Raw genomic sequence first — 15,423 nt, 5'->3', positions numbered from 1 at the left:
CAAGGCCGAGCAGCTCACGTAATATATGGGTATTACTTGGCTGAAAATCGGCCTTTGTCGTTGCTGTTATATGCCTAAGAACACCCCTGTCAGTTAGCGCTAATAGACCTAACCCGCTATTTTATCTGGTGATATTGCCTCTACGTGAACACCCGTTGAAAAGGGTTATGCTGAAATGGTAAATACAATCTGATGTACCTATTTTTCAATATTTTAATGTTTTAATATTTGAACAGCGAACATAAGCTAGTAACCTAGTATGTTCGCTTTCGTCTTTAATATATTGGCCAAAGTGCGAATAATAAGTGTTACATCATAAGATTAGGCAATAGCAAGGATAGGATAGGGAAGGCGATAATCGCCACCAGTACCAAGATGTCCATCACCAAAAATCTTGTCACGCCCATAAAAATGTCATATACCGCGACTGAAGGTTTAGTGACACTGGCGATAACAAAAACGTTTAATCCTACCGGCGGGGTGATCAAGCTTATTTCAAGCAACTTTATTATCACTACGCCAAACCAAATTAAGTCTAAGCCATAACCTTCTACCATAGGGATTAGAAAAGGTAAGGTAAGTACCATAATACCTAGCGGGTCAAGAAACATGCCCAGGAGAAAATATACCCCTGCGATCATTATCAGCAATAGCCATAAAGAAACATCGGCAGCTTCGATAAGGCCGACCAGTGCCGGCGCCATACCGGTTAGCGCAACAAAGCCGACAAATATTTTTGCGCCAGCGGCGATAAAGAAGATAGACGTGGTTTGCGTACAGGTTTCTTTAATTGATTGCATAAATTGCTGCCAATTAAGACGTTTTTGCAATGACCCTATGATAATCACCGAAAATGCGCTGATCGCTGCGGCTTCGGTCGCGGTGAATAAACCACCATAAATACCGCCAATAATAATGGTAAAAAGTAACACAGCGGGCCAACATCTTATGGCGGCTTTGCGGCGGTCTCCCTTTATCAGTAGGGTGGTATCGGCGGGCGCATCACTGGGATTACGCTTTACCCAGATGTAGATCACCACTAAAAAACCGACTAGTGATATTAGACCTGGGATGACACCTGCCAAGAACAGGCGGCTGACAGACATTTCGGTAAAAATACCGTAAACAATAAATAGCACACTGGGCGGGATCAGCGAACCTAGCGTGCCGCCAACAGCGACGGTAGAAGTTGCTAGGCGCTTATCATAACCCATACGTAACATTTCTGGCACGCAGATTTTACCCATAGCCGACGCGCAAGCTATGCTGGAGCCGGTAATGGCGGAGAAGCCACCACAGCCAAAAACAGAGGCCATAGCCACACCGCCAGGTAAGCGTTTTAGCCAAACGCGTGCCGCATGATATATATCAGTAGTGATACCGGTATGGAAGGCGATATGACCTAACAGCACGAATAGCGGTATCATACTCAGATCATAAGAATGCACCAAGTCAAACGCATTGGATGAAATCATGGTCAGTGTCGGTGCTACAGCTGATTCAATATCAAAACCACCAGAGCGCATGGCAAAAAATAAAAAGATAAATACCGATGATACACCAGCCAAACTGAAGGCGATTGGCACACGGAACATAAGTAAAAGCAAGGTACAGGCAAACCCGACTAGCCCAAGCATCAATGGATCCACAGATTAATCCTCTTCAGTTGTATTGTATGCAGCGTCAGAGCGCTGCACAAGATGTTCAGTATTACCAGAAATAGCGGCTCGAAAATCAGCAATAAAAATCACTAATAAACGGATAATAAAGAGTGCAGCTCCAACGAAAAAGGCCAATCTCCCCGGCCATTCAGGTAGGTCTAACTCGCTAAAAAAATAGGCACCACTGCTGGCCGCATGAAAAAAACCTTTCCAAGCGGCGAAGGCAAGTGGCATTAATATTAATAAACTGATGAAAGAGCCAATGGCAAGCAACCATAATTTGCTGTGTTTACCCAAGCGTTTAAATAAGAACTCTATAGTAATGTGACTATAATCTGCGGTGACATATGCTAATGGTAGAAAAACAGCACCTACCATGAGTTCTCGAACGATAACAACATCATCAGTAACGCCCCAGCCAAAAAGGTTACGCGTCACTACCGTTAGAGTGATCATGAGTCCGAGAGTGACAATACATACCCCAGCGACAATCAATGCTCCCTGTTCCATTTTTTTCAACATAATAATAAACTCTATGTAGTACCTATCTCACTTCGTTGTGAATATTTATACAGTTTAAAATAAAGGCCTTATATTTGGCCATTTTTATTGTGTATAAAGTTCATCAGCTTATTAATGAAACAGATGTAATTAAATTAACGTGTCCAAGGGTAGCCTTTTAGATCGCGTTCTTGGCTGTATTTAGTGAGTAGTGCTTTATAGTTTTCAACCATGGCCTTGCCATCAAGGTCACTTTTATTGGCTTCATTTTGCCATTTACTAATGTGAGATTGGCTGGCTAAATATAATTTCGCAGAATCTTCAGGAGGGAGATTAATAATTTCCAATTTGTGGCCATTAATCCCTTGGGTTAATAATCGCTCTGCTTTATTGTCAGCTTTCACTACATTTTGACCAATATGGTTGATAAAGTCAGCGCCGACTTCATCTAACACTTTACGCTGAGAGAGGCTCAATTTTGTTAGTGACTTTTTATTAATATACATGCCCAATCCGGTATAAATCCCCCAATTGAGTTTGGTTAAACTGTCTGCCGCTTCATGTTGTTTCAGGGCGATGGTGGCGTTCATATAACCTTGACTACAATCAAGTAAACCGTTACCTAGTCCTTGATAAGCCTTATAAATACTCATGCTAACCAAGTTTGCGCCTAAGTCGCCAAATATTTTCCCGAAGGTACCGACGCCACGTATTTTTTTATTTCTTATATCATCTATTGAACGAACAGCGTCGCCTTTGCATAAGATAATAACGCTAGAAAGCATGTACGAAGTGACGAAGGCTAAATTTTGTTCAGCCAAGCTGTGTATCACTTCAGGCGATTGCATGTGGTCATAGTTCGCTTTTAGTCCTACCCAGGGATCTAAATTTTCAAAGGGCAAGTTAGTCAGTGAAGCAGAAACCATTTCTTTAGGAAAGTAATCTGGGATAATGGTGCCCATATCAACCACGCCAGCAGCAATAGATTCTCGTGAGGCATTTGATTTAAATAAGGCGCCGCCCCACATAATATCAATTTTTAAATCACCACCAGAGCGCTTGTCAACTTCCTGTGCAAACCATTTAGTGGCACCTGCACGGGCGCCTCGGTTTGGCCCAGGTTCACCATAAGTGAGCACAGTTGCTGCAACCGCAGGAATTGCACTCAAAGCAGCGGCTGTGAATGTGGCTACTTTGAAAAATTTGCTAATCTTATTCATTGTGATGACTCTTCAAAATAATATCCTGCGTTTCGCTTGGCGGAACTTGTGGGCCGCTAAAGTTCATTACTGTACAATAACAAACAAGGTGCTGCAAGCATAAAAAAGCGCTTTAGAAATTAAATTTTCTGTCTTACCTGTGGGGTGTTATCAAGTTTTTTTGCAGTTTGGATAACGAACAATTCGGTAACTGTACTAGAGATATTTTAACGCGGTTTTTTATAGCCTTGCTTGATAAACGCCATAATCCAAGGGGTATTAATAGACATCTCGGGTAATATTTCCAGATATAAAAATGATCTTCACTGGTGCTAAAAAAGTTGACTACCGACACAAAAGGGCTGATTTTTGTTATTAAAATCATCCTAGCTAATATTCATTTATAGGCTAAAGCGGACGTTAACTGTTGTTTATTTAAGGTTAGAATTTCCAACAATAGCGCCATAAGTTACTCATCTTTAGCCGCTAAAATCCACTTTCTGTCGTTTATACCGTCGTTTATAGATTATTGACAAGGGCTAGCGTCAATATACCTCTTCAGCGTAATTCACCTGTGTCTAACCTTACCAAGCCAAAAGACCATCTAAAGTCAGATCTTACTTTTTATGACCTTGTTTTAATCATCAGGTCACATACTCTAAACTCACTGCAGTCTAGGTCTGTTGCATAGATGTGTTACCGTGTTTGTCATTATAATATTCAACTAGTAACTCATCACAAGTAGGGAACCACTGAATGGAAGAAATTATTGGAACAAACATAAACGTTTCGCAGTTAATAGACCAAGGTATATCGCTAGTGATCACTTACGCACCTAAATTTGTGCTTGCTATTATTACATTAGTTGTTGGTCTATGGCTGATCAACCGCTTTGTTGGGGTTCTAGATAAAAAGATTGGCGCTAAAGACCCAACACTGAATAAGTTTCTGTGTGGACTAACTAGTGCAGTTATGAAAGTTATGCTACTTATTTCAGTCGCCTCGATGATCGGTATTGCAACGACCTCGTTTATTGCGGTGATCGGTGCTGCTGGTCTGGCGATAGGACTTGCGTTACAGGGAAGCCTAGCCAATTTTGCTGGCGGTGTGCTGATCCTGATTTTTAAACCTTTCAAAGTGGGCGATACCATCGAAGCTCAAGGTTTTCATGGTGCTGTCACCGAAATCCAGATCCTCTATACTGTGGTGGATACTTTCGACAACCGGCGTATTGTCATTCCAAATGGCAGTTTATCTAACGCCACCTTGGTAAATGTCAGTATTTACAAAAATCGTCGCTGCGACATGACCTTTGGCATCCACTACGACGACGACATCGACAAAGCGAAGGCCATTCTCCAACGGCTATTTGAGGAGGACGAACGCTCTCTGAAAGATCCTGAGCCAAGAATCTGTGTTGGCAGCCTTGGCGATAACTCAGTCAATCTGATGTTCCGACCTTGGGTTGCTACCGATGACCTGTGGCCATACTACTGGGACATGCATGAAAAAGTGAAAAAAGCCTTCGACAAGGAAGGTATTACCATTCCTTACCCCCAACGAGACATGCATATTTATAAGTCTTAGCGATTACTGAAGCTATTCCATTAGTCGAATTTTGCACAGGCGCCACTAAACTGACATTTAGTGGCGCTGGCACCAAGTGCTGTTAATGCAAGCCATTGCAGCCAACAAGTGGGCGTTGGCAATCACTTATTGCAATATTACTTTACTCACCACAACACTTGTCTTTCATTAATAATGAGGGGGTTTGATTCGCCGTTTAGCAACATTTTATCCAGCGCTGCTGTACCTTGGTCAACCAAGTGCATTTTTATTTTTCGATTTTTTTGTTTAAATGCAGTCAATATTTTTGGGCAGTAGTAAGAGCCCATCATGGCCGAAACGCCAAAAAGAATGGCCCCGTTCGAGATTTTTTAACTCTTCTAATTCAATTTATTTTACTTGGCTTAATAGTTAAGTAACAATTTATATAGCACTTCACCTTCAGCGGTTAATAACGCGTTTTTTCCGCACGGTTAATTAACTTTAGCCCAACTTCTTATTCTAGCTTTTGAGTGGCGATAGTTAATGCTGCTTAGTGTGCTAAATGATGGTTTATCATCTTCAAGTGGATTGGCAATAGTTATTGCCGCGAAAAATAAAACACTATATTGGCAGTATCAATCAGTTGTTGCTAAAGAAAGTACCAAAGCACTTGGTATCAAGCATCTACTCTGCTAGCTTTAAAGATGTCAAAAATGTAACACCAGTTTCATACGAAGTGACACTAAATTCGAATGAAGGGGCGTAAAATAGTAGTATTTGTTAAGTGCTTAAAAATCAGATATTAAAAAAAGGAATAACATGAAAAACATATTTGTTAAGTTTACTGACAGCTCTGTTAGTTTGGTGAAAAATTGGCTTCCTGATCCATTTGTTTTTGCCGTTATATTAACATTTGTTGTGTTTATTGCCGCTATACCTCTTACACAAAGCTCTCCTATGGATTTGGTCACAGCTTGGTATGGCGGTTTTTGGTCTATTTTGTCATTCGCAATGCAGATGGCACTGGTGCTGGTCACTGGCACCATATTAGCAACAACAGATGTTTTTAAAAAATATTTATCTAAACTCGCTGGATTTTCAAAAACACCAGGACAAGCGATACTTCTGGTCAGTTTTGTTGCATTAGTTGCCAGTTTTATTAACTGGGGCTTTGGTTTAGTTATTGGGGCAATTTTTGCGAGAGAAGTCGCTCATAAAGTAAAAGGTGTTCATTATCCATTATTAATCGCTTCTGCCTACGTTGGTTTTTTGATTTGGCATGCAGGCTTTTCAGGCTCTATTCCATTAACGATTGCCTCATCTACTGGTCTAGCAGAAATAACCAATGGGGCATTAACACAAGCTATTCCAACAAGCGAAACCATATTTTCGTCATATAATTTAATTATTGTCGCCATACTTGTGCTTACATTACCTTTTATTCTAAAGTTTATGCATCCTTCAAAAGAAAAAACCATTGAAGTGGATACCCGCTTATTTGAAGCTGAAATAGTGGAAACATTAGATAAAAATAATATGACGCCAGCGCAAAAGCTTGAAAATTCTAAATGGATAAATAGAGCACTGGGTGTTTTAGGATATAGTTTTATTTTCACTTATTTTATCGAAAATGGATTTGCTTTAAATTTGAATATAATTAATTTTATCTTCTTATTTACTGCCATTATTTTACATGGCACACCCATTAAAGTAGTACGTGCAGTGGCTGATGCGTCAAAAAATGTCGGTGGTATTTTACTACAATTCCCTTTTTATGCTGGAATAATGGGACTGATGAAATTTATGGGTCCAGATGGTGTTTCACTTGCTGGATATATTTCACAAGGTTTTGTTAATATCTCTACAGTAAATACTTTTCCTTTATTTACTTTTTTAAGTGCAGGCGTTGTGAACTTTTTTGTCCCCTCGGGTGGAGGACAGTGGGTTGTTCAAGCACCTATTATGATGCCAGCAGCCATTGAACTTGGCGTAGATACGGCCAGAACGGCAATGGCAATTGCCTGGGGAGATGCTTGGACAAACATGATACAACCATTTTGGGCTTTACCATTGTTGGGGATTGCTAAACTTGGAGCAAGAGATATTATGGGTTATTGCTTAGTTATACTTGTCTATTCTGGCATTGTTATATCATTAGGATTAGTTTTTTTATAGTTTTTTATAAAGGGACGCTATAAATCGTTTAAACTCAGTGCTAAGTCACCTGATGTAATATATGTTACATCAGGTGACTGTATTAATCATAATATTAACCAACAGTGGCTCAAAATACATGCTAGTAGGTAATTTATTATTAGTTCTTGTCATATTATCAGCTAGCGTGCAGAACGCCTTTGCCACGACAAATGTTGATTCTATTATGGATAAGCTACGGAAAATCGATGCCAACGTACTATTGATGCGCCATGCTATTGCTCCGGGTTTTGGTGATCCCGCTAATTTTGTTATTAACCAATGCAATACACAGCGAAATCTGGATGCCGTTGGTCGAAGTCAAACTATCTCATTAGGGCAGCAGTTAAAGCAGTCGGCTATAGTGATTGATAAAATTTATTCAAGCTATTGGTGTCGTTGCCTCGAAACAGCCAAACTTTTACAACTTGGCGAAGTTGAAAGATTTGCTGGTCTTAACTCATTTTTTGAAGAGCATGCTGATCGTAATGAAACACTTAAGTTGCTGCAAGAAAAGCTTGCAGCGCTCAGCCAAAATAGTCTTACACTAATGGTCACGCATCAAGTGGTCATCCAGGCTGTATCTGGAATTGGGGCTTCGTCCGGCGAGATTGTTGCCTACAACACACGAACACGCAAGGCGGTTCGAGTCGCGGTTGAATGACTGTCTAGATGCGTTACAATATTTTCAATGTCTATCAACACAGGGTTTATCTTCAATAATCAACGGGTCAGAAACGTTAAAGTAGTGCGCTAAGAACGTTCAACTAGATGCGTTAACAACGTTCAACGCTATGAGTCCTTTGTCGACGAAAATTCCATCTACTGATCTTCACCGCTTAGTCTTGTATTCGTTATATTTTTCCAGGCAAAAATTTCATTGATTGGCTGTGGTTTGCCAATGTGATATCCCTGGGCAAAATCAATACCTATATCTTTTAATAACATCAATATATCGGCATTTTCAACAAACTCAGCAATAGTGACTTTTCCGGTTAAATGCGCAATTTCATTAATACTACGAACCATCGCACAATCAACTCTGTCGTTTGCCATATCTTTCACAAACTGTCCGTCAATTTTCAAATAATCAACCGCAAGTTTTTTAAGATAAGCCATTGATGACATACCACTGCCAAAATCATCGAGGGATATTTTCGCACCGCGCTGATGCAGCATAGTAATAAACTCAGTGGCGATATCTAGGTTATCGATTGCTGCTGTTTCAGTAATTTCGAATGAAATTTTTTGTACCGGTACCTGAGCGTGATCCAATGCCTCGAGCAAAAAGTGATGAAAATCACGATCACCAACCGACTTTCCAGATAAGTTTACGGCGATTATATTAATTTTATCCAACTCATGAGCATAGGTTTTCATCCACTCTAAGACTCGATTTACTAGCCAACGATCGATTTGCCCAGCTAAGCCAAATCGTTCAGCGGAAGCCATAAATAACGCAGGCGAGACCAGACTTCCATCGGTATCACGTAAGCGCAATAGCACTTCAAAATGTAGTCCTTGTTCTGCTTGTTGATCAAGTGCCATGATGGGTTGGGCAAAAAGTTCAAAGCGATTTTCATTAATGGCTTGTTGCAAGCGAGAAGCCCACTGCATCTGATCTCGCAGCTCCATTACCGTTAAATCTGTATCTGAATATATTTGTACACGACCGCCACCTTGATGTTTCGCAGCTAAACAGGCGCTAACGGCAGCCAGTTGCACTGCCTGGGCATTTTCCCATTTCCCATCGAAAGCTACTAGGCCAATGCTGGCACTGACGTGAACAAATTTACCTTTGTGATAAAAACGAATGTTCGCAATTTTGTCACAAGCCTGTTGTGCTATTCGTTGAGCCGCTTTGAGATCATAGCCCTCAAGTAAAAGAGAAAATTCATCCCCCCCGGTTCGCGCCACCAGATCTTTGTCACACACGTTTAGAGTAAGTATCGCCGAAATTTCTTTTAATAGTGTGTTGCCAGCAGAATGTCCACAGCTGTCATTGACTATCTTAAACTGATCCAAATCGATGGAACACAATACATGTGCAACACCAGTAGAAATTGATGAATCAAACATTTCAAGTAATTTACGATCAAATTCTCTGCGGTTCGCCAGTCCAGTCAAATGATCATGACTGGCACGATGATGATCCACTTCCTCCTTCAGTCTTTTTTGGCCGGTTACATCACGAAAAACCATAACGACACCCGTTATTACATCACCAAGGGTAAAAATCGGTGCTGCTGAGCATTCCAGCGAATACTCACTTCCATCCTTACTGAGCAAGACTGTGTCGCGAGTTAGCCCAACAATGGCACCATCGTCCAAAACATGGGCAATAGGGCTTTTTGCCACCAGCCGAGTATGTTGATTAATGATGTTAAACACCCTAGTTACGGGTTGACCTATGGCATCGGCCAATTTCCAGCCAGTTAATTGCTCTGCAATGGGGTTGATGTATTCGACCACTTGGCGCTCATTGGTGGTAATAACCGCATCGCCGATGGAACTTAGCGTCACTCGCGAGCGTTCAAATTCGTTGGACAACGAAAGTTCTAACGCTTTTCGCTCGGTAATATCGTTAATATAACCATGCCATATTGTACTGCCATCGGCGCGGGCTTCAGGGGTGGCATTACCCTCCAGCCAGCGGATGCCCGCTTTGGGTAAAATCACACGATATTGTTGATGCCATACAGTGAGCTTTTTGGCAGAATCCACCATGTCTTGTTTGAGCACCTCTACATCATCCAAGTGAATGCGTTTAAACGCTAAATCTGCGTCTTTTTTTAACTGTAGCGGGCTTAACTCATAGATATCACGTATTCCCTCACTCGTGTAAGGAAAGCAGGTACTCCCGTCGGCAAAAAGCTGAAATTGATAAAGGGAACCGGGCACTTGTTCGGTTGCTTTTTTTATATTAAACAACTCATCTTCCAGACGTTTACGTTCGTTCATAGCCATGACCACACATTCAGTATAGGCACTCCCCTGAACTTCTCGTCGCACGGCATTAAAAATGACCGGGATTTCGATCCCTTTTGCGCCAGCCAGAGACATGGAAATCTCTTCAATATGCCCCTGAAGATGCAATATTGGCATCACTTGCAGATGAAATTGCAAACGGTTGGATGATGTCAGCATTACATCCAAATTTTTACCCACTAAGTCTTGTATCGTAAGGTTAAGCATAGTGGCTAAGGTTTGATTAACCGTCATTACCCTTAAGCTGTCATCAAAGATAAACAAGCCGCAGGGTGCCTCCATAAGATTAAATTTTGAAATATCCACTCTAAATATTCACTCTTTAGTTCTGCTTTACATGACTGGCAAGGTATTCTTTGATCAATTTGATGGTTTCAAGCGGATGACTCATATGAGGACTGTGTCCGGTCGCTTTCATCTGCTGCAAATGACTATTAAGCAAATGTTGATGTAAATAATCGCCTACGACATTCGGTGCAACTAAATCGTTCTGACACTGGAGGATCAAACAGGGCTTGTCAAAACCAACCAGATCAGAACGGTTATCCGCCAAAAAAGTTGCTTTGGCAAAACGCTTAGCTATGGCGGGATCCATGGCACAAAAACTGTCTTCCAGTTCTTGTGCCAATTCTGGTTGATCGGGGTTATTTACAACAATACCGGCGAGATGAGCTGCCCAACCTGGTTGATTGCGATCGATTGTATCGAGCAAACCTTCAATGTCGGCCTGTTCAAAGCCGCCTATGTAATCGGGTCGGTCGTTCAAATAGCGTGGGGTTGGGCAAATCATGATCAACGTTGAGATTCTATGGGGAATTTCGATTGCAGCTAACAAGCTAATCATACTGCTGACCGAATGCCCTACCAAGATCGCATTTTGCAAATCAAGTGCTGTACAAATTTCGACAATATCTTTGGCATAACCGGCCAAACTTGAATAACGCAGAGGATCATAAGCATCTGCATTAGACAAACCTACGCCGACATAGTCAAATAATACCACCCTATATTCATCTTCAAAGGACGGACTGACTCTCCGCCACATAGACTGATCACAACCATAGCCATGGGCAAAAACGATTGTTTTAGCGCCTTTACCGTATACTCTGACATTGTTCCTATTGATGATATTCATCGTGGTTTTTATCTCATGGTTGAAAGGAGCATAAACATCTATTTTTCAAATCCTTGGTCTATAAGCTACATAAAAATCAAGTGCGAAGGGTATTTTTGTTGCTAAAATATATTGTGGTAAGTTGACGTGGTTTTGCCATCCCGTGTGTGGGGGCTATGTATATAAAAATTATAGCGCAAATGACTCAAACACCAAACAACCACAATATTTATTTTAAAAATACTACATGGTGTATAGGTAAAATAAAACGTTATTTTTCATAAGTTAATAAAAAATATGATTCTTCATGCTTTCCATCTTGTCAGTGTCTGGACTAAAAGTACAAAACATTTTTATTGTTGGTGACCACAAATGGGGATTATCGTCTTATCAATGCACGATGATGAATTGTCTGCAGCAATAATATTACATTGTGCTGTGCTAGGTTATATCAATAAACAAGACTCAGCTCAAAAATTACTATTAACATACAGATGGTGACCGACACAGAGAGCTACAGGTTTTTGAAGCAACTGGTTAAGGCATCACAACATATTCTGCACTGCGTATTAATATTATTACTTTACAGCCGCACAACCAACAGACTCGCGGGAAACCGAACTCATTCGTTTCGTATTTAGTAACAATTTAACCCATGACATCTGGGCATTTTGCGTTATCTTAGGCGGCAGAATTTTCATCATGAAGTCAGAGCATTAGATGTTTAAATTTTTTTAATCATTGACCCAAGCATTACCACAAGAAGAACCCACCCAACCAACCACCTAACACCTTATATGCCTTTTGCCGCCATTATACTCGCGGATTTGGTTTGCCATTAATTATCATGTCGGTACTTACGGCGGTACTCGCTATCTTAGATTAGTCCCAAAGCTAAAAGCGATATCAAAAGAACAAGCCGATGCACGTTCAAACATGACCGGCCGCATTGTTGACAGTTATAGCAATATATCAACGGTAAAACTATTCTCACATACCAGCCAAGAAGCTGACTACGCTCAAGACAGTATGATGCGTTTTTTAACAACCGTTTATGGCCAAATGCGCTTGGTCACTGTCATTAATGTCTTGGTACAAATCATCAAATGGCTTGCTTGCGAACTCTCGGCACCGCGTGATAATAACGCCGGCAAAACGAAATAAGGCTAAACAAGCATTGGCTACAGGGCGGTGGGAACACGGGCACAAAAACACCAGTCGATGATCTGGGCACAAAGACTTAAACGGGTTTTGGGATAGCAATAGAAACCTGTGAGCAATGCGGTGGTGCGGTTAAGGCTATAGCAAGCATTGAAAAATCGTCAGGAAAGACGATTTGCACAGCGAATGCTGCCCCCAGGGTTTAGATAAAAGGATGTATCTAATGAACATCTATTGTTGATCGAAAAGATACTCAGTCAGCTGAAGACAAAAAATGACGAAGTCGTCGAATTATTGCCGCCACAAAGTAGAGCACAGCCTTAGATAAGTCTGTTTGAATAAAAGCTGTTCATGATCATAAACAATATTCAGTGCTGGTTTTCACAACAGCAGAAAGTGCTTACTTTGAATTATGTAAAAACCCTTGAGTAATAGACTGAAATAACCGACGTTCACTCCCTCAAGAAGATAAAATAGATGTCAAGATGGAAAATATCAGACATCATGTATTTTGATTGTATGAAAAATGACGTTTTATTTTGCCTATACACGTAAGTTTGTAATTATGGGGGCTACACCTGACACCCCTCAGATGAAATAGTTTATAGCTTAAACAGCCAATAACTTGTTCGCTAATGCTGATATATCTACGCTAGCTTGTTGTAAACTTGCTACTTTTGTTGGCATACTTAAACCTTCGGCATAAATAAATTCAACATCGGAAATGCCGATAAAAGCTAGTATGTCTTTAAGGTATTGGCTTTGGGTATCTTTTGGTGTTCCAACATACATTCCGCCTCGGGCGGCGACAATGATAGCTTTTTTTCCTTCGAGCAAACCGACAGGGCCCTGTTCTGTATATTTGAAGGTAATACCAGCTCTGGCTATGCGATCAATCCATACTTTAAAGCTTGATGGAATACCAAAATTATACATGGGCATACCAATAATAATCATATCACTGGCTTGTAGCTCTTCAACCAGAATATCTGAAGTACTTGCTAGCTGTATTTGCTCTTCATTGCGCTCGTTAATTGGTGTCATCCAAGCGAGCATTTCTTGTTGGCTTAAATGAGGCAATGCTTGTTTGGCTAAATCTCGTTCAATAATATTAACTTTAGATTTTGCCTCTAACGTTGATAAAAGTTCTTTTGCTAATATTGTTGAATTGCCTTGTTCACCGTTTAATGATGAATTAATTAATAAAATATTTTTCATAATTAAAAACCTACCTAGAGAAATAAAACTAAAGTTGAAGATGTAGCCGTAAGTATTAGTTAATTTTGAGTAAAGTAAAATTATTAAAATACGCACGTTTCATTCTATTAAATAGAATGTTTATAGCCTTTGTTAATAATATTATATGTAAAGTTATACGGTTAAAAAACCAAGAAATAGTTTTATTTTAATAAATATTGTTATATTTAAACGAATATAGGTTATTTTATGCAAGATAGACGTTGAAATAATCTCACTGACGCAAATGACTTATTGATAACTCGTTAACGAAAGTCATTAGAATAGGGTGAACAGGTGTCAGGTGGAAGGCTGTTTGCTTAACAGAATTAGAAAGTTAAAAAGTTAAAAAGTTAAAAAATTAAAATAAAAAAGGAAATCGTCAATGTTAAGAATTTCGTTAGAGCAATGGCGGATGTTTCGCTCTGTTGTAGAGTTTGGCGGCTTTAACCAAGCTTCACAAGGTGTACATAAAAGTCAGTCGAGTATCCACAATGCGGTTGGAAAAATAGAAGAGTCTTTGAAAATTAAGCTGTTCAAAATTGTAGGTCGAAAAACGCTATTAACTGAAGTGGGCGAGTTAATGTTAAGGCGGGCAAATTTTTTACTTGATGAAGCAGCAAAAATAGAAGCTGTCGGTCAAACCTTAGGGCAAGGAACGGAAAGTAAGTTAAGAATTGCTGTTGATGAGATCTTCCCCCAGTCGGTACTCTATCAAGTGCTGGAAAATGTCTCGATGCAATACCCGATGCTGCAAATTGAATTGATTGAATCTGTGCTCAACGGCGCGAGTGAACTGCTAGAAAATACTGAGGTTGATATCGCTATATCACCTATTACCTTGCGTGATGGTTTTAGTGAGTCTTTGTGTTACATCGAATTTATTGCGGTTGCCAGCCCTGAGCATGCGCTACATGCACTTGATCGCGAGTTAACGCTAGAAGATCTAAAAGGCCATCGCCAAATCGTTGTCCGAGATTCTGCACTTGCCACTAAAAAAGATGAAGGTTGGCTGGGGGCAAATCAGCGCTGGACAGTAAGCCATAAACAAACATCTATTGACATGATTTGTAAGGGGTTGGGCTTTGCATGGCTACCAGGTACTTCGATAAAAAAACAACTTGAAGCGGTTCAGCTAAAACCGTTGCGATTAAGCCATAGTAGTAAACGCTCATCACAACTTCATTTGATTTTTAAAGATGTTGATAGCCTTGGCCCTGCGGCAAGACATTTTTTAGCCGAGCTAAGGTTGCAATGTATGAAATTACCAAGCCCGTTAGCATGCGAATATTAAATAGATTTCAAGCAAGCGAGTTGAGAAATTATCCTGCTGAGGCGGCTAATACTGCTGGATAACATTCATGTCGGCATCCAAATCGAACATATGGCGTAATTGCATCACAATATTGTGTAAGCACTTAATATCATTGGTATCAAGCAAGTAAATACTCACATCAAGCTGAGGTTTATCCGCATTCGCAGAAATGTAACACAATCATTTCACACCATTATTGAAAACGTTTGAGCGTAGCGGCCCGAAACATTATCAATGACCTCCATATTGTCGACTTGACGAAAGGCATGAAAATTCAGTGTTTTTGACCAGTTAAGAGGGGGCCGAGAGGCTAATATTAAGGTGATTAGTTTTATGTTAGTACTCACTTGGTTATCTTTATGAGGTTGAGTAACATCCGTTGAGCATCGACTCTTTTGGCGTAATAAACTCGGTGTTAATGTTCGCTATTGGTCTATTCATCTCTATCATCTTCAAGATGTTTAATCGTAAAACTGAACCATTTACTCTTCACTGCGTTTTAATATT

The 15,423-nt window shown here is 40.3% G+C and carries 13 protein-coding genes and 2 pseudogenes; 6 read left to right on the top strand and 9 right to left on the bottom strand.

Translation table 11 applies throughout. The features are described from left to right. Positions 1-308 precede the first annotated feature (308 nt). From H4J41_RS01125 to H4J41_RS01115, 3 genes are all read right to left on the bottom strand, one after another. On the bottom strand, positions 309-1,649 hold the full coding sequence (locus H4J41_RS01125) for a TRAP transporter large permease (RefSeq protein WP_182135409.1): 1,341 nt from the start codon (positions 1,647-1,649) through the stop codon (positions 309-311). Between the two features lie 3 nt (positions 1,650-1,652). Further along, positions 1,653-2,183: a TRAP transporter small permease gene (locus H4J41_RS01120; RefSeq protein WP_182135411.1), complete on the bottom strand. Its 531-nt coding sequence runs from the start codon at positions 2,181-2,183 to the stop codon at positions 1,653-1,655. Positions 2,184-2,317: 134 nt separating this feature from the next. Beyond that, positions 2,318-3,382 carry a C4-dicarboxylate TRAP transporter substrate-binding protein gene (locus H4J41_RS01115; RefSeq protein WP_259364429.1) on the bottom strand — a complete coding sequence of 355 codons (1,065 nt, stop codon included), beginning with the start codon at positions 3,380-3,382 and terminating at the stop codon, positions 2,318-2,320. A 735-nt stretch (positions 3,383-4,117) separates the two neighbouring features. Between H4J41_RS01115 and H4J41_RS01110 the strand changes: the two genes are divergently transcribed. After that, on the top strand, positions 4,118-4,948 hold the full coding sequence (locus H4J41_RS01110) for a mechanosensitive ion channel family protein (RefSeq protein ID WP_182135413.1): 831 nt from the start codon (positions 4,118-4,120) through the stop codon (positions 4,946-4,948). Between the two features lie 188 nt (positions 4,949-5,136). On the opposite strand, the pseudogene H4J41_RS17780 reads toward H4J41_RS01110, so the two are convergent. Then, positions 5,137-5,456 (bottom strand): annotated as a pseudogene (locus tag H4J41_RS17780) (LysR family transcriptional regulator); the annotation flags it as partial. Between H4J41_RS17780 and H4J41_RS01105 the strand changes: the two are divergent. The 3 genes from H4J41_RS01105 to H4J41_RS01095 all read left to right on the top strand — a co-directional run bounded on the left by H4J41_RS01105 (position 5,453) and on the right by H4J41_RS01095 (position 7,766). Continuing rightward, positions 5,453-5,605: a hypothetical protein gene (locus H4J41_RS01105; protein WP_182135415.1), complete on the top strand. Its 153-nt coding sequence runs from the start codon at positions 5,453-5,455 to the stop codon at positions 5,603-5,605. The pseudogene H4J41_RS17780 and the gene H4J41_RS01105 sit on opposite strands and share 4 nt — an antisense overlap. A gap of 132 nt (positions 5,606-5,737) precedes the next feature. Further along, the gene (locus H4J41_RS01100; RefSeq protein ID WP_404842441.1) at positions 5,738-7,084 is read left to right on the top strand and encodes a short-chain fatty acid transporter; all 1,347 of its coding nucleotides are present in this window, start codon (positions 5,738-5,740) and stop codon (positions 7,082-7,084) included. Between the two features lie 73 nt (positions 7,085-7,157). Next, positions 7,158-7,766: a histidine phosphatase family protein gene (locus H4J41_RS01095; protein ID WP_310649781.1), complete on the top strand. Its 609-nt coding sequence runs from the start codon at positions 7,158-7,160 to the stop codon at positions 7,764-7,766. Positions 7,767-7,924: 158 nt separating this feature from the next. On the opposite strand, the gene H4J41_RS01090 is transcribed toward H4J41_RS01095, so the two are convergent. Next, a complete protein-coding gene (locus H4J41_RS01090; RefSeq protein WP_310649782.1) occupies positions 7,925-10,396 on the bottom strand; it encodes an EAL domain-containing protein in 2,472 nt (823 codons plus the stop codon). Positions 10,397-10,412: 16 nt separating this feature from the next. Continuing rightward, positions 10,413-11,225, bottom strand: coding sequence for an alpha/beta fold hydrolase (locus H4J41_RS01085; RefSeq protein WP_182135419.1), 813 nt, complete (start codon positions 11,223-11,225; stop codon positions 10,413-10,415). An 861-nt stretch (positions 11,226-12,086) separates the two neighbouring features. Between H4J41_RS01085 and H4J41_RS17775 the strand changes: the two are divergent. After that, positions 12,087-12,317: pseudogene (locus H4J41_RS17775) on the top strand (ABC transporter ATP-binding protein); the annotation flags it as partial. Positions 12,318-12,974: 657 nt separating this feature from the next. On the opposite strand, the gene H4J41_RS01075 reads toward H4J41_RS17775, so the two are convergent. Continuing rightward, positions 12,975-13,583, bottom strand: a complete 609-nt coding sequence (locus H4J41_RS01075; RefSeq protein ID WP_182135421.1) for an FMN-dependent NADH-azoreductase — start codon at positions 13,581-13,583, stop codon at positions 12,975-12,977. Positions 13,584-13,986: 403 nt separating this feature from the next. On the opposite strand from H4J41_RS01075, the gene H4J41_RS01070 reads away from it, so the two are divergent. Further along, positions 13,987-14,895 (top strand): LysR family transcriptional regulator, encoded by a 909-nt coding sequence (locus tag H4J41_RS01070; protein WP_182135423.1) that lies wholly within the window; start codon positions 13,987-13,989, stop codon positions 14,893-14,895. Positions 14,896-14,940: 45 nt separating this feature from the next. Here the strand turns inward: H4J41_RS01070 and H4J41_RS01065 are convergent, their stop codons facing one another. Both H4J41_RS01065 and H4J41_RS17690 read right to left on the bottom strand, forming a co-directional pair. Further along, complete coding sequence (locus H4J41_RS01065; RefSeq protein WP_182135425.1) at positions 14,941-15,096, bottom strand: AlkA N-terminal domain-containing protein; 156 nt, start codon at positions 15,094-15,096, stop codon at positions 14,941-14,943. 5 nt (positions 15,097-15,101) lie between these two features. After that, complete coding sequence (locus tag H4J41_RS17690) at positions 15,102-15,263, bottom strand: AlkA N-terminal domain-containing protein (protein WP_182135427.1); 162 nt, start codon at positions 15,261-15,263, stop codon at positions 15,102-15,104. Positions 15,264-15,423: the final 160 nt, after the last annotated feature.

This window comes from Colwellia sp. MB3u-45, assembly GCF_014077005.1.
GTDB lineage: Bacteria > Pseudomonadota > Gammaproteobacteria > Enterobacterales > Alteromonadaceae > Cognaticolwellia.
Note: the sequence above shows the minus strand (reverse complement) of the source record. Positions and strands in the feature narration are given on the sequence as shown.

Bases quoted from the DNA above. Each gene is read 5' to 3' on its own strand.
- H4J41_RS01120 (WP_182135411.1), bottom strand. From the start codon at position 2,183: ATGTTGAAAAAAATGGAACAGGGAGCATTGATTGTCGCTGGGGTATGT.
- H4J41_RS01115 (WP_259364429.1), bottom strand. From the start codon at position 3,382: ATGAATAAGATTAGCAAATTTTTCAAAGTAGCCACATTCACAGCCGCT.
- H4J41_RS01110 (WP_182135413.1), top strand. From the start codon at position 4,118: ATGGAAGAAATTATTGGAACAAACATAAACGTTTCGCAGTTAATAGAC.
- H4J41_RS01105 (WP_182135415.1), top strand. From the start codon at position 5,453: ATGCTGCTTAGTGTGCTAAATGATGGTTTATCATCTTCAAGTGGATTG.
- H4J41_RS01085 (WP_182135419.1), bottom strand. From the start codon at position 11,225: ATGAATATCATCAATAGGAACAATGTCAGAGTATACGGTAAAGGCGCT.
- H4J41_RS01075 (WP_182135421.1), bottom strand. From the start codon at position 13,583: ATGAAAAATATTTTATTAATTAATTCATCATTAAACGGTGAACAAGGC.
- H4J41_RS01070 (WP_182135423.1), top strand. From the start codon at position 13,987: ATGTTAAGAATTTCGTTAGAGCAATGGCGGATGTTTCGCTCTGTTGTA.